A 21,924-nucleotide genomic window follows, 5' to 3' on the forward strand; every position below is an offset into this window, starting at 1 on the left:
GACATGCAACAATGATCTATTTTGCGCTCGATTGGTGCATTTTATGCACCGGTTGCCGAGACCGAGTGATCAACCCACGGACCCAACCGCGCAGCTTGGCAATATCCGGCTCGTCCCATCGGGCTCGCGGAGCAATGAAATAATAAGCCCCAAGCTCGATTTTGGTCCTGCCGATCTCGATCAGACGGCCGGATGCAAGATCGTCGGCCGCAAGAACCTCGTTGGCAATCGCGACCCCCTGGCCGAGGCGCGCGGCCTCGATGGTGAGATGGGCGTGCCAGAGATGGGAGCCGTGCAGTTCCCGCGCGGGACGAACGCCAGCGCGCCGCAGCCAATCCTGCCATTGCGTGGTCGATTCTTCGTGAACGAGGGGCAAGTCGAGGATCGCTCCGATATCGCTCCCGATCGGATGGCGTGCGAGGAGCGCCGGACTTGCGACCGGAAACACGCGCGGCGTCGCCAGCACTTCCGCCTGCAGGGCGTCCGCGGTCGGCGCTTTGTCGAGGTAAACGATCTCCACATCGGCTTCACCGCGCAGGAGCTGCGGCCGCGCGATAGTCGGCTGCAGGACGATTTCGCAATCGGGCAGCACCGCTTCCAGATCGGGCAGGTTCGGCATCAACCGCAAGGTCGCCAGGCCAGGGGTGCACCAGATGTCCAGCACGCGCCGCTGGCTGCGTCCGAGTTCGGCGGTGGCGCGGGCGATCAGATCAAAGGCCTGCCGAATGTGAGCGTGATAACGCGCGCCCTCCTCCGTCAAGACGAGGCCTCGCCCTTTCGGATGGAACAGGATCAGGCCGAGCCGGGCCTCGAGGTTGTGGATGTGCCGCGAAATCACGGTATGGCTGACCGCCAGTTCCTCGCTCGCCGCACGCACGCTGCCGCACCTCCCGACCGCATCGAAGGCGCGCAGAGCGATCAGGGGCGGCAGACGGCCCTTCATTCCAGGCTCCACGAATGTGACTGGGCACCAATCGGATAGCGGCGGGCATTCCTACCCCGGAACCGGGGCGCTGTGTAGCCTCCGGCCCCGAGCTATCGGATCGGGAGCGTGTTTCCTTTTGAAAGGACGCTGGAAAAAGAGGGTGACGCAAGGACACGTCCGGCGAAATTCTCCGCCAGGAGTCGCAAAGCCAGGTTAGGACGTCAGAACGCGATCAATGCCGGGGGCGGCGTATCTGGCCGGTCGTCGCCACGTCGCGGGCCATATTCAGGCATTCCAGCACCTCGACGTAGCTCGGGGCGACGCCGGGAGTCATGTTGGTCTCTTCCGTGCATCGCGTGCGGTCGGCGGCCGCAAATTGCCCCCATTCCCGGCTCAGCTGCGTCCGCGCGCTTTTCTCCTCCTGTACGCAGTTCTTGTAACTGGGATCGACCGTGAGATCGAGCTGCGCCAGGTGGCGGCACCCGGGCTCGAAGTTGAGGACCGGAACCCGGTCTGCGACTGCCACGACCATCTGTGTCGAGAGAAAGAATGCGGTGAGCGGTATCATCATAGCCAACCTCCTTTTCTCGCCTAGGCGGCCTATTTGTGAAGCTGGGCCGGGGCGAGAGGCTGCAGAACTCCGCCAAATTCAATAGGTGGAGTGGCACGGACTTCCCGGCAAGGACTGAGGGTCAATGGATCTATCGTTCCGCTGACGCCGGAATGACAACAAGGGGAAGTCTCGATGCGCCGCATGACGAAACGGTTTGCTCTCGCCATCCTCGCACCGCTCGGTGTCGTGACCACACTCGCCGGCAGCGCACAATCCGCCGATCTCACCGCCCCACGTCTGATCGAACCTCCTCCGGAGCTCCCCAGCTGGACCTTCCGCGTCGTTCCCTATGGCTGGCTCATGGGGTTGAACGGCAGCCAGACCGTGCGGGGACGGACGACCAAGGTCAATGCGAGCTTCATCGACGTCGCCGAGAAGGCCGACACTCTGGTCGGCCTGATGGCAGATTTCGAGGCCCGCAACGGCCCTCTTGCCCTCTATGGAGACGTCGTCTGGACCAAGGTGGGCCTCTCCGGAAACCATCTGCGAACCCGCTCCCTGGCACCGGGCGTCACAGGAACTCTGGGCACCTCCGTCGATGCGAGCACCCAATTGGGTATCGTCGAGTTCGGAGCCGCGTATGAGGTGGCGCGCTTGGGCGCCCTGGGCGTCGATCTTACGGCCGGCGGGCGCTATTGGTATCAGGAGGCCGATCTCTCCTTCGACCTGCTCGGTACGGTCGGTGCCGGCGACCTTGCAATCGTTGGCGGCCGCGCCATCGCGAAGTCCGGCTCTGTCGATTGGCTCGACCCGGTTGTCGGTGGGAGGCTGCGCTATACGATAGCGCCCGGACACGAGCTCTTTCTGCGCGGCGACATCGGCGGGTTTAACGTCGGGAGCAAGTTCTCGTGGCAAGCCATCGGCGGCTACGATTTCGACTTCGGCGCCTATCAGGGCATCACCTTCTCAGGGATCATCGGCTACCGCGCGCTCTATGTGAACTATGTCCAGGGCCAGGGCCGGACACGCTACGAGTACGATATGCTTCAGCACGGCCCCGTTGTCGGGATCAGCATGAAGTGGTGAGGGATTGCCGTTTCACGCGGACCTTCCGATGAGCCACGCTCAGAGCGGAGCCTCCGCTGTTCAGTGGCTCACCGGACCGTCGATCATCACATGGGGGCAAAGCCGCGAGCATCGCTCGATACGACCATCGACCTTGTAGACCTGCCGCAGGAGGCCGGGCGTGATCACCTCGCTGACCGGGCCGCAGGTGACCATCGTGCCCGCATCGATCACCAGCACCCGGTCAGCCACACGCATGACCTGATTCAAATCATGAATTGCGATCATGACGCAGATCTCGCGCTCCCGCGAGAGGGAGCGGATCAGCGTAAGAACTTCGACTTGCCGGTTCAAATCGAGAGCGCTCGTCGGCTCATCGAGCAGCAGGATCTTCGGATCACGGACCAGCGTCTGCGCCAGCGAGACCAGCTGTCGCTGACCGCCGCTCAGCTCGCACAACCCCTTGAACGCGATGGCCTCGATCCGTAGCGAAGAAAGCAGTTGATCGACGGCTTCAAGATCATCATCCCTCACCCTGCGATCCGTGCCTTGCTTGCGCGCCAGAAGAACCGACTCGTAAACCGTCAGCACCGTGTTCACCGACGTATCCTGCGGCATGTAGCAGACGCCTTCGGAGCCAAGGGCCTCGCCTCGATAATCGAGCCTGACCTGCCCCGGTCCATCGAGAAGTCCGGCGATCCGGCGGAACAGGCTCGACTTGCCCGCAGCATTCGGCCCGATCACCGCCGTCACCTCCCCTCCCTTGAGAAGCGGCGTGGTGATGCCCGAGAGAACGTCCTGCTTGCCATATCGCACGCCGACCTGATGAAGCTGCAGCGAGGCTACCATGATCGTCTCCGGTTGCTCATGATGAGGCTGAAAAGGAATGGCACGCCCACGAGCGCCGTGATGATCCCGATCGGGAAGATCGTGCCCGGCACGATGGATTTGCTGATAACGGATGTCAGCGACAGGATCGCAGCCCCGGAAAGGACGGAGGCGGGCAGGAAGAACCGCTGATCCTCACCGATCAGCATTCGCGCGATGTGTGGGCCGACCAGTCCGATGAATCCGATGGTGCCGACGAAAGCCACCGGAACGGCGGCGAGAAGACTCACGATCAACATTGTCTCGAGTCTGAGCCACCGCACGTTCACGCCGAAGCTCGCCGCTTTGTCCTCGCCCAGACGAAGCGCCGTCAGCGCCCAGGCGCGACGCATGAACAACGGCAGAGATACGAGCAGGACGACGCTGGTGATCGCCACTTTCGGCCATGTGGCGCGCGTCAACGAACCCATGGTCCAGAACACGATGGCACCGAGCGCCTGCTCGGACGCCAGATACTGCACAAGGGCCAGCAGAGCATTGAAGGTGAAGACCAGAGTGATGCCCAGAAGCACGATGGTTTCCACCGTGACGCCGCGACGCTGGCTCATGAAGTGAATGAACAACGCCGCCGCCATCGCCATGATGAGCGCGTTGATCGACACCACATACTCGACAGCCCACGGCAGGATGCCGACGCCGAAGACAAGAGCAAGGGACGCGCCAAAGCTCGCTGCGGCCGATATGCCCAGCGTAAAAGGGCTGGCAAGCGGATTGTTCAGAATGGTCTGCATCTGCGCGCCTGCGGCAGACAACGCCGCGCCAACGATGATCGCCATCAGCGCCGTCGGCATCCGGATGTCCCATATCACGACACTGATCTGGCGGGACATTTCCGGCGATCCGACCAGGGCGAGCACGACCTCACGCATGCTGTAGCGTGCAGGTCCCAAGCCGAGATCCGCGACGACGGAAAGGGTGAGAACGACCAACAGCGCAAGCAGCATCAGCTTCTTGCGGTGGACGAGAGCGCGGTATGCACCGCGCGCCGTTTGCAAGTGAAGTGCGGAGGGACTGGCCAAGGCCTTACTCTTTGTCCGTTAGAGAAGCCCAGTAGCCGGGCTTGTACGTGACCGGCAGGAAGCGCTCGTGCAATGTCCGCATGGTCTTGTGGGGATCGAGATCCTTGAACAGATCTGGATGCTGCCACTTGGCGATCGCCTGGATCGCGACGAACTGGTACGGGCTGTTGTAGAACTGATGCCAGACGGCGTGGACCTGCTTGTTCTTGACCGCTTTCACGCCGGTGAAGGCCGGGCGCTCCATCAGTGCGCTGAGCTTGCGGCGGGCTTCGGGACCGTTCGCTCCGGGACCGACACCGACCCACGCACCACCGGGAACATAAAGTTCCCAATTCGAACCGGTAACGATCACCTGGTCGGGATCGGCGGCAATGATCTGTTCCGGATTCACCACGCCGAACGTGCCGGGAATGATCTTGCTCGCCATGTTGATACCACCGGCAATCTCGACCATCTTGCCGAAATTCTCATTGCCGAACGACATGCAGCAATCGTCGGAATATCCGGCTGCGCGCTCGATCATGACAACCGGTTTTGGCGGATTCGCCGCCGCCAACCGCTTCGTCACGATGTCGATCTGCTCGTTGCGGAACGCGATGAATTCCTCCGCGCGCGCTTCCTTGCCGAACAGCTTGCCCATGAGCCGCATGCTTGGATCGGTATTCTCAAAGGGCTTGTCGCGGAAATCGATGAACACAACTGGAATGCCAACCTTGGCAAGCTTCTCGATCAGCTTTGAATCGTCGGTCGCGGTTTTCGCCTCGACGTTCATGATCATGACATCCGGGGCCAACGAAATGGCCTGCTCGATGTCGAACGTGCCCTCCTTGGAGCCCCCGAATTTCGGCAGCTTCGCGATCAGCGGATATTTCGCGATGTAATCCTTGTACCCGTCGAGATCCGCCTTTTCGAAATCATCGCGCCATCCGACGACACGTTTGAAGGGCGCATCCGTGTCGAGCGCTGCAACGAAATAGACCTGACGCCCTTCGCCGAGAATCACCTTCTCGACCGGCGCTTTGACCTCGACTTGTCGGCCGACAACATCGGTCACCGTGATTTTGTTGTCCGCGGCGCTTGAGGCGGACGGCAGCAGGACGACAAGCGCCACAGCAGCGCAGGCAGCGAAATCAGGAAGTCGCATCACAATTCCCCCTTTCAAAAGGCGCTCTCTCCTATGGTTTAAATTCTGTATCTGCAATAATTATCTTTTAGAATTACTATAGATTACAAACTATTTGCTAGTTTTTATAGATTCTAAACTGCAGTTTATAATAGTTATAGTTTGACCAACTCGGTTTTGACGAGTAGAGCAGCGCCGAACGAGCCTGAGAGCGGCAGATTGCAAAAAATGACGAACTACACGATCCGCGATGAGATCCGCGAATATTGGTCCCTGCGTGCGGCCACCTTCGACGAACAAGTCGGCCACGAGATTTTCTCCGAGGAAGAGAGGCAGGCTTGGCGCGCGCTTTTCCTGCGCCATCTCGGCCCCGGCGAGGGACTCCGCGCGCTCGACCTCGCCAGCGGAACAGGAGTCGTTTCTCACCTGCTCGACGGATTGGGGTTCGACGTCACGGGCCTTGATTGGTCGGAGCCGATGCTGAGCCGCGCTCGCGCGAAGGCCGCGTCACGCGGCGCGAAAATTCGTTTCGTGATGGGCGATGCCGAGCGGACGCTGGAACAGCCGGGCAGCTATGATGTGATCGTGACGCGCCATCTCGTCTGGACCCTGGTCGATCCAAAAGCCGCCTTTCGCGAATGGCATTCATTGCTCAAACCGGGCGGCAGAGTTCTCATTATGGATGGCGACTTCGTCTCGAACACTTTTGTCAAACGCATGATCCAGCTGATCGAGCGCCTGACGGGGCGCTCAGTGGCGAGCCCTCACAGGCCGGACGCAATGCGCGAGGCGCATGAACGCATTCTGCAGCAGGTCTATTTTTCGCGGGGCGCGCGATCGAGCGAGGTCGCGAACCTCCTCCGCGACGCCGGCTTTACTCACATCGAAATCGATCAGGATCTGTCACGCATCCATCGCCAACAGGCGCGCAACCTGCCGTTCTTCAAGGCCTTGGAGCGACAGACGCAGCATCGTTACGCGATTGTCGCGACGAAGCCCGCCTAGAGGGGCTCAGGCGCCCCATGTCTTTTCAAGGACTCTGATCCAGTTCTCGCTGCAGATCTTGCGCACGGCCTCGTCGTCATAGCCCTTGTCGCGCAAGGTGGCGACGAGCGCAGGCAGGCGGCTGGCGTCACGCAGGTCGTTCGGCACGGTCGTGCCATCGTAGTCCGAGCCGAGGCCGACGCGATCAAGGCCGATCCGATCGACCAGATAGTCGATGTGACGTACGAGTTCTTCGAGTTTCGTGTCCGGGTTCTTCGTGCCGTCGGCGCGAATGAACATCGTGCCGAAATTGACGCCGACGAGACCGTCGCTATCGCGGATGGCGTCGAGCTGGCGGTCTGTCAGGTTGCGCGAATGCGGCGTCAGGGCGTGCACGTTGGAATGGCTCGCCACAAGAGGCGCGTCCGACAAGGCGGCCACGTCCCAGAAGCCCTGTTCGTTGAGATGCGACAAATCGACCATGATGCGCAGTTCATTGCACGCGCGCACCAGCGCCTTGCCCGCCTCCGTGAGACCGGGCCCGAGATCGGGTGAAGATGGGAAACGGAACGGCACGCCATGGCCGAAAATATTTGAGCGGCTCCAGACCGGGCCGATGGAGCGCAGGCCGGCCTGATGGAGCACGTCGAGCATGTTCAGGTCAGGATCGATCATCTCGGCCCCTTCCACATGCAGCACCGCTGCCAAAGCCCCAGCCGCAATCGCGCCGCGAATATCGCCACCGGTCCGGCAAATCTTCAGGCCCCCATCGGACACGCGCTCCATGCGGGCGAGGAGCGAGACCAATTCCAGGGCTGCGGCCTGAGCCTCAGCGAGCGGTGGGGCCAGCGGCTCCGGCTTTCCGTCGCTTCCAGTCCCGGTCGTGGAGGACGGAACATAAACCGCGAACAGACCGCCCGCGAAACCTCCCGCGCGGGCGCGCGGTAGATCGAGATGGCCGGTGGAGCCTTCCTGAAGGAAATCGTGCGCCGCCGTCTTGCTTCCGCTCCGCGAGAGACGAAGCAGCACGTCGTTGTGGCCGTCGAAAACGGGAACGAGAGCGTTGGTTGCCATAGTTTCACATCCGAAACGAGAGGAGGCACGAGCCTCAGGATGCTCCCGTTTAGAGGCGAACGGCACCCATCGGCCAATTCAAATTGCGAAGGAAACGATACCGGTCTTGCATAGGACAATTGGGACAACGGCCCGATGCAAAGCGCGCATAAGGGATGCCATTTTACGAATTTGTCAGGCAAAACCCGCGCCGTGTACTTTGCCGGCGCTAGGCAACCGCGTTTTTGGTCGTTGGCGGCAGGTCGAGACCACGAAGCTCGCGGCCGGACGTCGATCGTAAAGTGCGACATTGCTTCCAGCAAATCAAAACGACGATGGGTTATACGTTCGGCCAGAACGTTTTCCCTTACGTTAACAAAGGCCCTTTCAGGCCAGACCTTCCTTGAGATGAGGTGATACGGGATGCTTAATCGGCGCACATTTCTCGCAAGCTCCGCAGCTGCGTCATTTTTCAGCTATACGGGCTTGTCGGCGGCTTTTGCGGATACGCCCAAGGATATCCTGGTTGTCGCGCAGCAGCTCGACAACATGACGAGCCTCGATCCGCATGAAGGTTTCGAAGCGGTCGGCAGCGAAATCAGCTCGAACATCTATCAGAAGCTGGTGAAGGCCAACCTCGACAAGCCGTCCGAGATCGACGGCGATCTGGCCGCATCCTGGGAAGCCAATGCCGACGGCAAGACCTTCACCTTCAAATTGAAGAAGGACGCGAAATTCGCCAGCGGCTCGCCCGTAACGGCTGAGGACGTTGCGTTCTCGCTGCAGCGCCCGGTCATCATGAACAAGAGCCCGGCGTTCATCATCAATCAGTTCGGCTTCACGAAGGACAACGTTGCCGAGCGCATCAAGGCGACGGACCCGCACACCCTCGTCATCGTGACGGCCGAGCCCACCTCTTCTTCCTTCCTGCTCTATTGCCTGTCGGCCAACGTCGCGAGCGTGGTCGAGAAGAAGGCCGTTCTGGAAAAGGCTCAGGGCGACGATCTCGGCAACGGCTGGCTGCGCCAGAACAGCGCCGGCTCGGGCGAGTGGACCCTGCGCGCATGGAAGCCGAGCGAGAGCGTGATGCTCGACGCCAATCCCCACCGCCAGACCAAGGGCAACGTCAAGCGCATCATTCTGCGCCACATCGTCGATCCGTCCGCACAGCTTCTCATGTTGCAGAAGGGCGATGCCGACGTCGCACGCAACCTGACCACTGAGCAGCTTCGCGTGATCAAGGATGACGCCAACTACAACCTCGTCCGCAAGGGCGTGGCGTCGTTGATGGTCATTTCGATGAACCAGAAGAACCCGATTCTCGCAAAGCCGCAGGTTCAGCAGGCGATCAAGTGGGCGCTCGACTACCAGGGCATCCAGAAAAACGTCATCCCGCTGACCCACGTGGTCCATCAGAGCTTCCTGCCGGAAGGCTTCCCGGGCGAGATCAAGGACACACCGTTCCAGAAGGACGTGGCGAAGGCCAAGGCGTTGCTCGCAGAAGCGGGACACCCTGACGGCTTCGAGATCGCGATGGATCACTATTCCGCCCAGCCCTATCCCGATATCGCCCAGACCATTCAGGCGAACCTCGCGGAAATCGGCATCAAGGTGAAGCTGCTCTCGGCCGAGAACCGTCAGGTCCTCACGAAGATGCGGGCTCGCCAGCATGAACTCATCCTTACCGCTTGGGGCTCGGATTACTTCGATCCGAATACCAATTCGGAGCAGTTCTGCGTCAACACCGACAACAGCGATGACGCGCGCAACCGCACGCTCGCATGGCGTTGCTCGTGGCAGAACAAGGACTTCGCGGACCGCTCGGAAGCCGCCCTCAAGGAGCGCGATCCCGCCAAGCGCATCGCCCTCTATGAGCAGATCCAGCGCGATATGATGGCCAACAGCCCGTTCGCGCTCATGTTCCAGGCGGTCATGACGGCGGCTTGCCGCAAGAACGTCTCCGGCGTCCGTCTCGGTACGCTGTCTGACTCCCACTCCTACACGGGAGCCAGCAAGGCGTGACGAAGCGACTCAACGCGCTGGCGGGACTTCTCGCCAGCGTCGGCCTCACGCTGCTGGGGCTTGTCATCATCACCTTCCTGATCGGGCGCGTCATGCCCATCGACCCCATCATCGCGGCGGTCGGTGACAATGCGCCCCAGGAGGTTGTCGAGCGAGCCCGTCTGGAGATGGGCCTGGATCAGCCGATCCTGATGCAGTTCTTCCACTATGTGGTGCAACTGCTTCACGGCGATCTGGGCCGTTCCATCCTGACGAAAAATCCAGTGATCAGCGACATCGCTCGATATTTCCCGGCGACGCTGGAGCTTGCCACGGCCGCGGTCATTGTCGCCGCGATCATCGGCATTCCTCTGGGCGTGTGGGCCGCTGTGCGGCAGGGCACGTGGATCGATCAAACGATCCGCGTGGTCTGCCTCGCGGGGCATTCCGTGCCCGTCTTCGTGCTCGCGCTGATCAGCCTGCTCGTCTTCTACGCGGCGCTCGGCATCGCGCCGGGACCGGGGCGGCAGGACATCGTGTTCCAGGACATGGTGCCTCACATCACCGGCGTGTTGACCATCGACTCGATCATCGCCGGCGACTGGGATGCGCTTTGGGACGCGCTCGCGCACATGGTGCAGCCGGTCTGCATCCTGGCCTATTTCAGCATGGCCTACATCACGCGCATGACCCGCGCGTTCATGCTCGATGCGCTGCGCGGTGAATACGTCATCACCGCCCGCGCCAAGGGCTTGTCGCCCTTCTCGGTGATCTGGATTCACGCCTTCCCGAATGTGGGCGTGCAGCTCGTCACCGTGCTGGCGCTGACCTATGCGGGCCTGCTTGAAGGCGCGGTCGTCACCGAGACGGTCTTCAGCTGGCCCGGCCTTGGCCAGTATCTCACCGTTTCCCTCATGAACGCCGACATGAACCCCGTGATGGGTGCGACCCTACTGGTCGGTCTCGTCTATGTCGGCCTCAATCTCCTCGCCGATGCTGTCTATCGGCAATTGGACCCGCGCGTACGATGAGTGCAGCTTTTTCCCAAGCGTGGTTGCTGGACGAAACACCGGCATCACGATCTCAGGCGGCCTGGGGGCGGCGATACCGCGCCTGGCTCGACCTTCGCTCGAATCCGCTGGCGATGATCGGCCTCGTGGTCGTAGTGGCGTTCGTCATCCTGTCACTCGCGGCGCCGCTTCTCGCGACGCACGATCCCGGCGTGCAGAACCTCACCAACCGCCTTGCAAAGCCTTCGGTCGCGCATTGGCTCGGCACGGATGAGCTCGGCCGCGACATCTATTCGCGCATTCTCTATGGCGGGCGGGTGACGCTCGGCATGGTGATCGCGGTGGTGCTTCTCGTAGCACCTCTCGGACTCGCGGTGGGCTGCATCGCCGGATATTCCGGCGGGGCCGTCGATCGCATCCTGATGCGCGTCACGGACGTGTTTCTCGCCTTCCCGCGCCTGATCCTGGCACTCGCATTCGTCGCCGCGCTGAAGCCCGGTGTCGAGAGCGCCGTTCTCGCTATCGCGTTGACCGCGTGGCCGCCTTATGCCCGCTTGGCTCGCGCCGAGACGATGACGGTTCGCAACAGCGACTTCATCGCCGCCTGCCGCCTGACCGGCGCGCCTGCCGGACGCATCGTGCTACGGCACATCGCGCCGCTTTGCGTACCCAGCCTCGTCGTGCGCATCACGCTCGACATGAGCTCGATCATCATCACCGCCGCAAGCCTCGGCTTCCTCGGCATGGGCGCGCAACCCCCGTCCCCCGAATGGGGCGCGATGATCGCAACCGCCAAGCGGTTCATCTTCGAACAATGGTGGGTGCCGACCATTCCGGGCCTTGCCATCTTCATGGCCTCCCTCGCCTTCAACTTTTTGGGCGACGGCCTGCGTGACGTCCTCGATCCGAAGCAACGCTGATGCTGGTCGATATTCAAAATCTTCGCGTGTCCTTCGCGACCCGCACCGGTACCTTCGAGGCCGTGCGCGGCGTCTCGTTCAAGATCGGGACGGAAAAGCTCGGCATCGTGGGCGAGAGCGGTTCGGGCAAGTCGCTCACCGCGCGCGCCCTGATGCGGCTTCTGCCGCCGAACGCGCGCATTGATGCCGATCGCCTGAACTTCGATGGCACCGACATTCTGAAAGCCGACGAACGCACCATGCGCGGCATTCGTGGCAAGCGAGCCGGGTTCATCTTGCAGGACCCGAAATACTCGCTCAATCCGGTCATGACCATCGGTCGGCAGGTGGCTGAATCCTGGCGTCAGCATAAGGGTGGCAGCCGCAAGCAAGCGTTGGAGGCAGCGGTCGATCTGCTCGATCAGGTGCGCATCCGCGACCCGCGCCGCGTCTGCGACCTCTATCCGCACGAAGTGTCGGGCGGCATGGGCCAGCGCGTCATGATTGCCATGATGCTGGCCCCCGATCCGGCGCTTCTCATCGCCGACGAGCCGACGAGCGCGCTCGACGCGACCGTGCAGGCGGAAATCCTGCGGCTGATGGAAGATCTGGTGTCGAAGCGCGGCATGGGCCTCATTCTGATCAGCCACGACCTGCCGCTCGTGTCGCATTTCTGCGACCGGGTCGCGGTCATGTATGCGGGGCACGTGATGGAAGAACTTTCCGCGGGCACTCTCGCGCAGGCGAAGCACCCCTACACGAAGGGGCTTCTCAACTGCCTTCCCTCTCTCACTCATCCGAAACCGCGTCTGCCGGTCCTGACCCGCGACGCAGCATGGCTGCAATCATGATCAAGGTTGAACAGCTTCGCGTCCGCTTCGGTGACAACGAGGTGGTCAAGGGCGTATCGATTCATGTCCCTGCCGGCGGCAGCTTCGGCATCGTGGGCGAAAGCGGCTCGGGCAAATCCACCGTTCTGCGCGCGCTTTCCGGGCTGAATGACGCCTGGACCGGCAACATCACCATCGACGGCCAAAGTGTCGGACCGCGACGCAACCGCGCCTTCTTCCAAAAAGTTCAGATGGTGTTTCAGGACCCTTACGGCTCCCTGCATCCTCGTCAGACCATCGACCGGATCTTGAGCGAGCCGCTGCTCGTTCACGGCATCGGAGACATCGAGCGCCGCATCGAGACCGCGCTCGCCGAAGTCGCCCTGCCTTCCGCCGCGCGCTTCCGCTATCCGCACCAGCTTTCCGGCGGTCAGCGTCAGCGCGTCGCGATTGCGCGCGCGCTCATCGCGGAGCCGGAGATCCTGCTGCTCGACGAACCAACAAGCGCGCTCGACGTGTCGGTTCAGGCGGAAATCCTGAACCTCCTCGCCGACCTGCGCGAGCGGCGGCAATTGACCTACATCCTCGTCAGCCACAACCTCGCCGTCGTGTCGCATCTGTGCCCGACGGTCGGCGTCATGCTCGGCGGACAGATGGTGGAAGTGATCAGCGCCGAGGATCTGCGCGCCGGCAAAACGCAACACCCGCATACGTCGGAGCTGCGCGCGCTCAGCGTGGGCCTCGAAGAGCCCGCATGATACGTCGGCAACCTGACTTTCTAAAGTAAGGCATTACCCTTCCCCGGAGAATACCGGGCGAAGGCCAAGGAGATGACGATGGACGCTGCCCCCTCCTCCCTGCATTGGTCCGCCGCCGCTGAAGCGGCCAGCCGGATCACCGATGCCTGGAAGCGCGGGGGAGATCCCGGCGGCGCTGTCGTCGTGTTCGATCAGAACGAGATTCGCGTCGAAGCTGCGGGCGGCTTGGAGAGCCTTGCAACCGGCGCTCCGTTTTCCGCCGACAGCGTCGTGCGCTACGCATCGATCACCAAGCATATCCTCGCCGCCATGACCTTGCGCCATGAGGACAAGATCGGGCTCGAGGATCGCCTTGGGGCGCACTTGCCGTTCCTTCGCGCGCCCATGGCGGACGTGACTGTTGGACGCGCCCTCGACATGACTGGCGGTCTGCCCGATGTGCGCGATACGCTCTCGCTCCTCGGCATCTCGGTTCACACGGCGACCGAGGCGCAGCCGATCCTCGATTTCCTCGGCGACCTCGCAGAGGTGAACTTCCCGGCAGGGCACGAAATTTCCTATTCCAACACCGGCTATCGCCTCGTGGAAACGGCCCTGCAGAACAAGGGCCTGCTCTTCGACGAGCTGGTGCAAGAGCACATTTCCAAGCCCCTCGGCATCGACATTCGCGCGCCGGAATTGTGGTTCGATCCCGTGCGCGGCCTCGTGCCGGGATATTGGAAGTCAGAACAGGGCTGGCAGCTCGGCACGGCGGGGCTGCATCTCTCCGCCTCCGGCTCTCTCACCGGCAGCGCGCGCCATCTGGCGATCTGGCTGCAAACGGTTCTTGGCGATCGCGGCCCGGGCGCAAACGTGCTGAAGCGCCTGTCCGCACCACGCACCCTCGCGGATGGCCGCGAGACGCAATACGGCCTCGGCCTCGCCTGGTCGCGGCTTGGCGACAGGCGGCTCGTCGGTCACGGCGGCTCACATGCGGGCTACAAGGCCTACTTCCTGCTCGACCCGCAAAACCACGCGGGCGTCGTCATCGTCTCCAACCGCGAGGACACGGCTCCCTCCGGGCTCGCGCTTCAGGTCATGGCCGCGTTGCTCGGCGAGAGCCTGCCGAAGCGCAGCGCGCGCATTCCGGACGGCCTTTATGCCACGGAGAGCGGTCCGTTCTGGCTCGAAATGAAGGACGGCGTCGCCACCTTCCTTGGCGCAGGCGACACGCTCTACGAGGCGGAGGACGGCTGGTCCGTATCACTCTCCGCTCACATGCCCATGCGCCTGCGTTGGACGGGCGAGGCCATCGAGGGCGAAATCGGTCACGCGGCACGCCGCTTCGTTCCGGTGAAGGCCGATGATTGCCTGTCGCGCGTGCAAGGCCATTGGACCTGCCCGGCCTATCATTCGGCATTCGACATCAAGGGCGACAGGTTCGAGATCGGCGTTGGTCCGGCTCGCATGAGCGCGCCGTTGACGTCGCTCGGCAACAACCGGCTGCTGATGGACGGCAAGGATGGTCCGTGGACGAAGCGCTCCAGCCTCGTCTTCGACGGCGACAAGGTGGGCGTGTTCCTGAACCGAAGCAGGCTGCTGCAATTCGAGCGGACGATTTGACGGAACGCAGTCGTTCGCCCTTACGAGGATGAGGGGGAGCAAATCCCCCCGTCATTCCGGGGCTCGCGAAGCGCGGCCCCGAACCCATACCCGCGCCTATTCCGAGGTTCGTTCAACTCAACAGCGCGCACATATCATAAGGCGCAGCCGTTATAGGTCCGGGCTCCGCTACGCGGCCCCGGGACGACGCGAGAATGTCGGGGTCACTCGCCTTACGACGACCAACGCAGCCTCACCCTGAGGAGGCCGTAGGCCGTCTCGAAGGGCGAGGCGTCTCCAGTGCGCTCTGGACCCTCCTTCGAGACGTAGCCTTGCTGGCTGCTCCTCAGGTTGAGGAGCAGCCTTCGCTGTCTTCAGTTCCTATCGCGCCGTCGCCCGGGCGAAGTCGATGTAGATTTCCCGAAGACGCGTCGCGAGCGGACCTGGCTTTCCATCCGCCACCTGAGCCCCATCGATGGTCACGACCGGCTGCAGGAACGCCGAAGCGCTTGTGATGAAAGCTTCCTTCGCGGTGAGCGCCTCGTCGACGGAAAAGGCGCGCTCCTCGATACGGATCTGGCGTTCTTCCGCCAGGGCGAGCAGCGCCTTGCGCGTGCAACCGGGCAGGATGGCGTTGGAATTCGGGCGCGTGACGATCACATCGTCCTTCGTCACGATGAACACGGTCGAAGAACCGCCCTCGGTGATCTTGCCGTCCTCGATCATCCAGGCTTCCTGGCAGCCAGCCTCAGCGGCGGCCTGCTTGGCCAGCACCTGAGCCAGAAGCGCAACGCTCTTGATGTCGCGGCGCGCCCAGCGAATATCCGGCAGCGTCTTCACGGCGATGCCCCGTTGCGCCAACGGCGATGCCACGATGTTCTTTTCCTGCGTGAACATCACGAGGCTCGGCTTCACGCCCTTGGGGAAAGCGAAATCCCGGTCGGCCGCTCCACGCGTTACCTGAATATAAACCACGCCCTCCACGAGGCCGTTTCGCGCGATGAGTTCTTTCTGGATCTCCTCGATGCGCTCACGGGTCTCAGGCATCGCCAACGCGATCTCCCCGACCGAGCGCTCGAGCCGCAACAGGTGCGACTCATTGTCGACGAGCTTGCTCTCAAGCACCGCCGACACTTCATAAATGCCGTCCGCGAAGAGGAAACCGCGATCGAGAACGGAGATACGGGCCTCGTCGAGGGGCAGGAAGTCTCCGTTAACATAGGCAATGCGGGTCAAAGTCTCGTCTCCTCGTTTCTTACGATCGCTCAAAGCTCGCGGGCAGAATAGCCGCCGGGAAGTCTAGGGATCAACGCTGCGTGTGCCCAATTCGGATTGCGCACCACTCCATGCAGGGTCTGCATGTGCGACCGGGGGGATGACAAGAGGTTTTGACTTGAGTCGCCGGCAAAACCGTTCAAAACAACCATTGGATCGCCAGCACCCGGAGCGCGGCATGGAAATCAAGTGGCTTGAGGACTTCATCAGCCTCGCGAACACGTTGAGTTTCTCGCGTTCCGCCGAGGAGCGCCACGTCACGCAATCCGCCTTCAGCCGCCGCATCAAGCAGCTTGAGACATGGGTTGGCGTCACGCTGGTCGACCGGGCCACCTTCCCCGCCCATCTGACGCCGGCGGGCCAGGATTTCCTTCCGGTTGCGCAGGAGATCGTCAGCACGCTCAATCGAACCCGCAACGAGGTTCGCGGGAGCCAGGGCATCAAGGCGAACACCTTGAGCTTCGCGGCCCTGCACACGCTTTCGATCACCTTTTTCCCGCGCTGGCTACGAAGCGTCGAGCCAAAGTTCGGAGCCCTCGCGACACGCCTCAGCGCCGACAACAGCAGCATGGAAGCGTTCGTGAACTCGCTCACCGAAGGCGAGAGCGACTTTCTCCTCATCTATGCACATCCTGCCGTTCCGCTCATGATCGACGAGGCGCGGTTCGCATACAAAACGCTGGGCCGGGAAAGCATCATTCCGGTGTCCGCTCCCGATGCAGAAGGCAGCCCCCTGCACAAAATCGAAACAACGACGGCACCCGTCCGCTATCTCGCCTATGGCCCTGGCGCGTTCTTCGGCCATGCGCTGACGAATCTGTTCGAGAACCGGCCGCTCAAGCGCGAAGCGGTCTATGAGAACACGATGTCGGAAGGACTGAAGGCAATGGCGATCGAAGGTTGGGGCCTGGCCTGGATCCCTGAGAGCATCCTGGCGGACGACCTCGCCACCGGTCGCCTCGTACGGGCAGGCGATGCATCGTGGGATCTCAGCGTCGAGATTCGCCTGTACCGCTATCTCGCAAACGAACGCGCGATCGTCCGGCGATTCTGGAATACGCTGGAGGGCTGAGCTTCAACCCGCAGGCGTCTTGCTTTTGAACCACCGTCGCCCAAGTGCCAGATGAGGACACGTCCTCCTGCCTTGGGCCCTTGCCATGGATGCCAGAGACTCCGATCCCGTTGAATATGTAAGCCCCGAGGCGTTCGCGCCAACGCTCGATCGCCTTGTCGGAGCGATTGAGGCCGCGGGGATGAGAATCTTCGCTCGTATCGACCATGCAGCTGGCGCGCGCGAAATCGGAACCATCATGCCTCCGACAATCGTGCTGCTCTACGGTCATCCCAAGGGCGGGACACCAGTCATGCTCGCAACTCCGCAAGTAGCCCTTGACCTCCCGCTGCGGGTATTGGTGCAAGAGGGTACCGACGGTCGAGCGATCGTCTCATTTCATCCGGTCGGGCCGATGCTGCTGCGCGCCGGCGTGCCCGATGACCTTGCAGCGAGACTGGAGCCGGCTCAGCGCTTATTGATCGACGCGCTTCAGGCGATTTAAGCCCAATCCATCGGGGATGATCGGCAGCGGCGACGCTGAAACCCGGAGGAGACGATCCCACGCTTTCCGCGGGAACCGAAGCTGCCGAAGCAGCAGACTCGGAGTTTTGGATTCTAAAATGAAATGGCGCGCCCGAAAGGATTCGAACCTCTGACCCCCAGATTCGTAGTCTGGTGCTCTATCCAGCTGAGCTACGGGCGCCTTGTCGGCAGTTGCTTGCGGGAAGCAACGTGTCTGCCGTGGCGGGTGAATTAAAGGGTTCGAGCGCAGTTGGCAAGCCTCATTGTGAAGAAGATTTGCACGAGACTTAAATCTCTTTGCTCCGCACCTGCCGATCGGGAATGACGAGCCTGAAACAAGTGCCGATTTCCGTATGCTCGAGGCCGATCGTTCCGCCATGGAGATGAACCAGCTCAGCCGCAATCGTCAGCCCCAAGCCGGTGCCTCCCTTCCCGGTTGAGCTCCGGAAAGGCGTGAAAAGATCCGCTCTGACCCGCTCAGGAATTCCGGGTCCGTTGTCCGCAACGAGAATGGCGACCTCGTTGCCTTCCCGCATGGCCTTCACACGGATGCGCGGCTGCCCCTCCGGTGTTCCAACCTGACTGAGAGCCCGCACCGCGTTGCGAACGAGATTCACGAGGATGCGGGAGAGTTGGTCGCGATCCGCGTCGATCATCAGATCTCGCGGCACCTGCGCCTCGAAGGCGATTCCGACCTCCGGTGCGAGATCCGTCAGATGAGCAAGATCGGCGACGAGTGGGGCCAAGGGAAAGAGACGGCGCTGCGGCAACTGCTCCGTCGCCCGGCCATAGGCCAGCGTCGATTCGCAGAAGGCGATGGCGCGGTCGAGCGTTGCGACGAGTCGCGGCGCGACGCGCTGCACGGTTGCGTCGTTGACCCGGTCGAGACGATCCGTGAGCAGATGCGCGGTGGTCAGGATGTTGCGCAGCTCATGATTGATCTTGCTGACGGCAAGGCCGAGTTGGGCAAGGCGGCGCTTCTCGCGCAATTCATCCGCGAGCGTATTCTCCATCCGTGCGAGGGCCTGTTCGGCGAGACCGATCTCGTCGGCGCGGTCGGTCGGTCGGATCACCCTCGCGGCATCCTCCGGATTTTCCGAAAAGGCCGTGATGTTTCCGGTCAACCGCCGCACCGGACGCACGATCACCCATTGCAGCGCGAAATAGACGAGGCCAGCCGTGATGGCGGAGATCAATAAAGACAGCAGGAGAATGTTGCGCGAAAATTCGAGCATGGCAGCGCGCAACGGGCGCGGGTCGAGAATCAGCTCGACGAAATCCACCTTCATGCCGGAGCCGACGACCCTGATGGGTTTGTCGGATGCGATGAACAGGCTCTCGAAAGCGTCCCCGACGAGATCGACCCACCGCGCAGAGCGCAGGTCGATGCTTTTGCCGACTTCGGTGGGCATCTCGCCGGTGGCAAGCAGGCTCCTTCTCCCACCCGCCCGAAGGGCAATGGCCTTCGCGCCGACGCCGTTCAGAAGGCGCATTTCGAGTTCTTCGGAAAGCCTCTCCTCCGGCGCTGCATCGAGCACGAGCGCCGCAACTTGCGCGGCCGCGAGGCGGTCGCTGAGCCAGGTCCGCCTGAAATTGGCAATGGAGGGCACATAGATCAGCACCTCCGCGATCATCACGAACAGCACCGTCAACAGGAGCAGGCGCGCCGACAGCCCGAGATGTCTCCCGAGATGCCTTTTCACCGAATGCGGTTGCTCCACGCTCATCCCGCTTTATCCCAAATGGCGAACCAGGCCGATCAGCCACCGAAGCCACGGCTTTTGCGCCGTCGGCTTCAGAAACTCCACCGCCGCGCCCTTGGTCGCTTCGGAGAAGGTCGGGTACGGGTAGACGAGACCAGCAAGATCCGAAACCTTCAATCCTCGCGCCATGGCCAAGACCCACGGCATAATGAGTTCGCCCGCCTGCGCGCTCACGATGGAACAGCCAAGAATCTTGCCACGCCGCGTCACGATGGCTTTTACATGCCCCTCGGTCGCACCCTCGGCCCGTGCCCTGTCATTGTTCGACAGAGGCCAGCGTAGAATTCTCATTCTCCCGTGTTTCGCCCTCGCCTCCGCCTCGCTCAGGCCGACAGTGGCGAGTTCGGGGGCTGTGTGGACGACACGCGGAACAGGCGTTTTGCCGAGCCTGGCAGGTAACCGGAACAAGGCATTGCGGATCACGAGCCCGGCGTGATGATTGGCGACGTGGGTGAACCGCCCGCCCGTCGCAATCGCCCCTGCGCAATCGCCGATGGCGTAGACCTTGCGATTGGTCGTCTTCAAACGTCTGTTCACCAGGATCCCGGAGGCATCGGCTTTGATTCCGGCCGGCTCCAGCCCCTCGATTCGCGGTTCGCGACCTGCGGCGACGAGGAGATGGCTTCCCTCGACGATGTCCCCATTCCATAGGCGCAGCGCGATATTCCCTGAGGAGAGGAGCTCGATGCGCTCAATGGCGGCTCCTTTCCGCAGGGTGACGCCCTCACGGCAGAGGGCCCGCTCGATGACGGACACCATCTCGGGGTCCTCTTGGGCCACAATGCGCGGTCCTGCCTCAATAACCGTGACCGCGGCGCCAAGGCGCCGATAGGCCTGGGCGAGCTCGACACCGACCGCCCCACCGCCGATCACCATGAGATGCCGGGGCCTCTCGGTCAGTTCGAAAACCGTTTCGCTGGTCAGGTATGGAACCTGATCGAGACCGGGAATCGGCGGAATGGCAGGACGGGAGCCGGTCGCAAGAACGAATCGACGGGCCTTGATAACCCTGCCCCCCGCCGAGACCGTGACGGCATCGGTAAAATGCGCCTCCGCCTGAATCACCTGCACGCCCATCGCGCCGTATCGGGCCGGTGAATCCATCGGCGCTATCGCGGCGATCACGCTCGCGACATGCTGCTGCACCCGAGAGAAATCGATGGCGGCACCGTCTCCGTCAGCCCTGCCGCGCTCATGCGCCCACCGAGCTGCCGCGATCAACGCCTTGGAGGGAACGCACCCCACGTTGAGGCACTCGCCCCCCATCCGGTTGCTTTCGATGAGCACGACCGAAGCCCCAAGGGACGCCGCGATCGAGGCCACCGAAAGTCCGGCGGCACCCGCCCCGATGACGCAAAGATCCGGTGTTAACGGTGTGGTGGCGTCCGTTGCCGTCACGCACGATCCCCCTTGAAACGCCGCCCCTGCCAATATCTGACAAGAATCGGCGCAAGAGCCAGCATTCCTAGACTCACGAAGGCCACCGAAAGCTCGGGCGTGAGGAGGCTCTTGGCCTTGAGTGAAATGGCGCAGTCCGTGCCTCCTGCGGCAATGCATTGCGCGCGGATTTTGTCTTGTTTGGCAAGGACATCGTCAAGTCCCGCGCCGACCATGGCAAACGCGAAGGAGGCTGGAATCATGCCGATTTGGGTCGCCAGGACGAATGTCCTCAGCGGGACGGCGAAGAGGGCCGCCGCCAGATTCGTCAGCCAGAACGGCACGACGGGGAGAAGGCGGAGGCATAAAAGGTAGGAAAATGCTTCCCTTTGAAATCCTGCCGCGAAGCCTTGGATTCGGGGGCTTGTTCGCCGCAGGAGGGGGCGTCCGATGGAGGTTCTCGCAATCAGGAAGATGCCTGTCGCCCCCAGAGTGGCCGCCATAATGGCCGCCGCCCCTCCCAGGAGCCAACCGAACAGGTATCCCCCGATGGTCGTCAGGAAGGCCGAAACCGGCATCGAAAGCGTCACAGCTGCCACGTAAAGCAGCATGTAAAGGCCGAGCATTTCAAGCAAATGGGCAGAGACGAGGTGCCTGAGCTGCTGCTGATAGCGGAGGAACGACTCGAAACTCAGAGTCCGGTTCAGATCCGTGGCGAAAATGACGGCCACGGCGACCAGGACGACGAGCAGGGGCAGACCGCGCCACACTATGCGGGCACCTCTTCGCCATAAAAATTCCTGCCCGTCTGTTGCCACGTTTCCTCCGCGAGGCGTTTGTTCTATTTAGCGTCGGAACGGACGAACCCCAAACCGCAATCCCCCGCGCGCCCGGAGCGCTGGAGGCCGGCGGTTCCGAAGTCCGGAGCGGCGTTGACTTTGGCGCGCCCTTCCGTCATAAGCCCGCGAGCTGACAGCGCTCTCCTGGGGCGCTGATCGTTTTTTAGAGACAGTTTCGGGGGAAACCCCACGACATTCCAGACGGGCGCGAGCCTTCGAGCACCGCTGCCCCCAATTCGACCGGAGATGAGCCGTGAAAAGGACGTATCAACCGAGCAAGCTGGTTCGCAAGCGCCGCCACGGCTTCCGTGCGCGCATGGCGACCAAGGGTGGCCGCAAGGTTATTGCCGCTCGCCGCGCCCATGGCCGCAAGCGCCTGTCGGCGTAAGCAGCGTAGAGGACCGC

21 protein-coding genes and 1 tRNA gene are annotated in these 21,924 nt (G+C 62.3%); 11 read left to right on the forward strand and 11 right to left on the reverse strand.

All coding sequences use genetic code 11. From position 1 onward, the window contains the following. Positions 1-16: 16 nt before the first annotated feature. Positions 17-943: a LysR substrate-binding domain-containing protein gene (locus I2H38_RS13965; RefSeq protein ID WP_196272463.1), complete on the reverse strand. Its 927-nt coding sequence runs from the start codon at positions 941-943 to the stop codon at positions 17-19. A 214-nt stretch (positions 944-1,157) separates the two neighbouring features. Beyond that, positions 1,158-1,496: a hypothetical protein gene (locus I2H38_RS13970; protein WP_196272464.1), complete on the reverse strand. Its 339-nt coding sequence runs from the start codon at positions 1,494-1,496 to the stop codon at positions 1,158-1,160. A gap of 183 nt (positions 1,497-1,679) precedes the next feature. Here I2H38_RS13970 and I2H38_RS13975 point away from each other — a divergent pair, with 183 nt between their 5' ends. Beyond that, positions 1,680-2,564, forward strand: coding sequence for a hypothetical protein (locus I2H38_RS13975; protein WP_229426700.1), 885 nt, complete (start codon positions 1,680-1,682; stop codon positions 2,562-2,564). 60 nt (positions 2,565-2,624) lie between these two features. Here I2H38_RS13975 and I2H38_RS13980 read toward each other — a convergent pair whose 3' ends face one another. The 3 genes from I2H38_RS13980 to I2H38_RS13990 are packed head-to-tail and all read right to left on the reverse strand — an operon-like array spanning position 2,625 to position 5,594. Beyond that, positions 2,625-3,392, reverse strand: coding sequence for an ABC transporter ATP-binding protein (locus tag I2H38_RS13980; protein WP_196272466.1), 768 nt, complete (start codon positions 3,390-3,392; stop codon positions 2,625-2,627). After that, positions 3,386-4,450: a FecCD family ABC transporter permease gene (locus I2H38_RS13985; RefSeq protein ID WP_229426701.1), complete on the reverse strand. Its 1,065-nt coding sequence runs from the start codon at positions 4,448-4,450 to the stop codon at positions 3,386-3,388. The genes I2H38_RS13980 and I2H38_RS13985 overlap by 7 nt, the downstream gene beginning before the upstream one ends. 4 nt (positions 4,451-4,454) lie before the next feature. Continuing rightward, a complete protein-coding gene (locus I2H38_RS13990; protein WP_196272467.1) occupies positions 4,455-5,594 on the reverse strand; it encodes an ABC transporter substrate-binding protein in 1,140 nt (379 codons plus the stop codon). Positions 5,595-5,801: 207 nt separating this feature from the next. Here I2H38_RS13990 and I2H38_RS13995 point away from each other — a divergent pair, with 207 nt between their 5' ends. Continuing rightward, positions 5,802-6,578: a class I SAM-dependent methyltransferase gene (locus I2H38_RS13995; RefSeq protein ID WP_196272468.1), complete on the forward strand. Its 777-nt coding sequence runs from the start codon at positions 5,802-5,804 to the stop codon at positions 6,576-6,578. A gap of 6 nt (positions 6,579-6,584) precedes the next feature. Here the strand turns inward: I2H38_RS13995 and I2H38_RS14000 are convergent, their stop codons facing one another. Beyond that, entirely contained in the window at positions 6,585-7,631 is a 1,047-nt protein-coding gene (locus I2H38_RS14000) for a dipeptidase (RefSeq protein ID WP_196272469.1), read from the reverse strand. Positions 7,632-8,033: 402 nt separating this feature from the next. Between I2H38_RS14000 and I2H38_RS14005 the strand changes: the two genes are divergently transcribed. From I2H38_RS14005 to I2H38_RS14030, 6 genes are all read left to right on the forward strand, one after another. Continuing rightward, positions 8,034-9,632, forward strand: a complete 1,599-nt coding sequence (locus I2H38_RS14005) for an ABC transporter substrate-binding protein (RefSeq protein ID WP_196272470.1) — start codon at positions 8,034-8,036, stop codon at positions 9,630-9,632. Continuing rightward, positions 9,629-10,642, forward strand: a complete 1,014-nt coding sequence (locus I2H38_RS14010; protein WP_196272471.1) for an ABC transporter permease — start codon at positions 9,629-9,631, stop codon at positions 10,640-10,642. The genes I2H38_RS14005 and I2H38_RS14010 overlap by 4 nt, the downstream gene beginning before the upstream one ends. Then, the gene (locus I2H38_RS14015) at positions 10,639-11,541 is read left to right on the forward strand and encodes an ABC transporter permease (protein WP_196272472.1); all 903 of its coding nucleotides are present in this window, start codon (positions 10,639-10,641) and stop codon (positions 11,539-11,541) included. The genes I2H38_RS14010 and I2H38_RS14015 overlap by 4 nt, the downstream gene beginning before the upstream one ends. Beyond that, on the forward strand, positions 11,541-12,371 hold the full coding sequence (locus I2H38_RS14020) for an ABC transporter ATP-binding protein (RefSeq protein WP_196272473.1): 831 nt from the start codon (positions 11,541-11,543) through the stop codon (positions 12,369-12,371). Before I2H38_RS14015 ends, I2H38_RS14020 begins: the two co-directional genes overlap by 1 nt. Continuing rightward, positions 12,368-13,108: an ABC transporter ATP-binding protein gene (locus I2H38_RS14025; protein ID WP_196272474.1), complete on the forward strand. Its 741-nt coding sequence runs from the start codon at positions 12,368-12,370 to the stop codon at positions 13,106-13,108. Before I2H38_RS14020 ends, I2H38_RS14025 begins: the two co-directional genes overlap by 4 nt. Positions 13,109-13,186: 78 nt before the next feature. Further along, positions 13,187-14,710, forward strand: a complete 1,524-nt coding sequence (locus I2H38_RS14030) for a serine hydrolase domain-containing protein (RefSeq protein ID WP_196272475.1) — start codon at positions 13,187-13,189, stop codon at positions 14,708-14,710. 360 nt (positions 14,711-15,070) lie between these two features. On the opposite strand, the gene I2H38_RS14035 is transcribed toward I2H38_RS14030, so the two are convergent. Then, a complete protein-coding gene (locus I2H38_RS14035; RefSeq protein WP_196272476.1) occupies positions 15,071-15,925 on the reverse strand; it encodes a D-amino-acid transaminase in 855 nt (284 codons plus the stop codon). Positions 15,926-16,142: 217 nt separating this feature from the next. On the opposite strand from I2H38_RS14035, the gene I2H38_RS14040 reads away from it, so the two are divergent. Continuing rightward, positions 16,143-17,036, forward strand: a complete 894-nt coding sequence (locus tag I2H38_RS14040; protein ID WP_196272477.1) for a LysR substrate-binding domain-containing protein — start codon at positions 16,143-16,145, stop codon at positions 17,034-17,036. Between the two features lie 181 nt (positions 17,037-17,217). After that, on the forward strand, positions 17,218-17,520 hold the full coding sequence (locus I2H38_RS14045; protein ID WP_196272478.1) for a DUF302 domain-containing protein: 303 nt from the start codon (positions 17,218-17,220) through the stop codon (positions 17,518-17,520). A 124-nt stretch (positions 17,521-17,644) separates the two neighbouring features. On the opposite strand, the gene I2H38_RS14050 is transcribed toward I2H38_RS14045, so the two are convergent. From I2H38_RS14050 to I2H38_RS21025, 4 genes are all read right to left on the reverse strand, one after another. Then, positions 17,645-17,721 (reverse strand) — tRNA-Arg (locus I2H38_RS14050). Between the two features lie 106 nt (positions 17,722-17,827). Next, on the reverse strand, positions 17,828-19,267 hold the full coding sequence (locus I2H38_RS14055) for a sensor histidine kinase (protein WP_196272479.1): 1,440 nt from the start codon (positions 19,265-19,267) through the stop codon (positions 17,828-17,830). A 6-nt stretch (positions 19,268-19,273) separates the two neighbouring features. After that, positions 19,274-20,701, reverse strand: a complete 1,428-nt coding sequence (locus I2H38_RS14060) for a dihydrolipoyl dehydrogenase family protein (RefSeq protein ID WP_324617402.1) — start codon at positions 20,699-20,701, stop codon at positions 19,274-19,276. After that, positions 20,698-21,450 (reverse strand): TVP38/TMEM64 family protein, encoded by a 753-nt coding sequence (locus tag I2H38_RS21025; RefSeq protein ID WP_324617403.1) that lies wholly within the window; start codon positions 21,448-21,450, stop codon positions 20,698-20,700. Before I2H38_RS21025 ends, I2H38_RS14060 begins: the two co-directional genes overlap by 4 nt. Positions 21,451-21,772: 322 nt before the next feature. Between I2H38_RS21025 and rpmH the strand changes: the two genes are divergently transcribed. After that, positions 21,773-21,907, forward strand: coding sequence for a 50S ribosomal protein L34 (gene rpmH / locus I2H38_RS14065; protein WP_027314822.1), 135 nt, complete (start codon positions 21,773-21,775; stop codon positions 21,905-21,907). Positions 21,908-21,924 lie beyond the last annotated feature (17 nt).

The organism is Microvirga alba (genome assembly GCF_015694465.1).
Taxonomy (GTDB): Bacteria; Pseudomonadota; Alphaproteobacteria; order Rhizobiales; family Beijerinckiaceae; genus Microvirga; species Microvirga alba.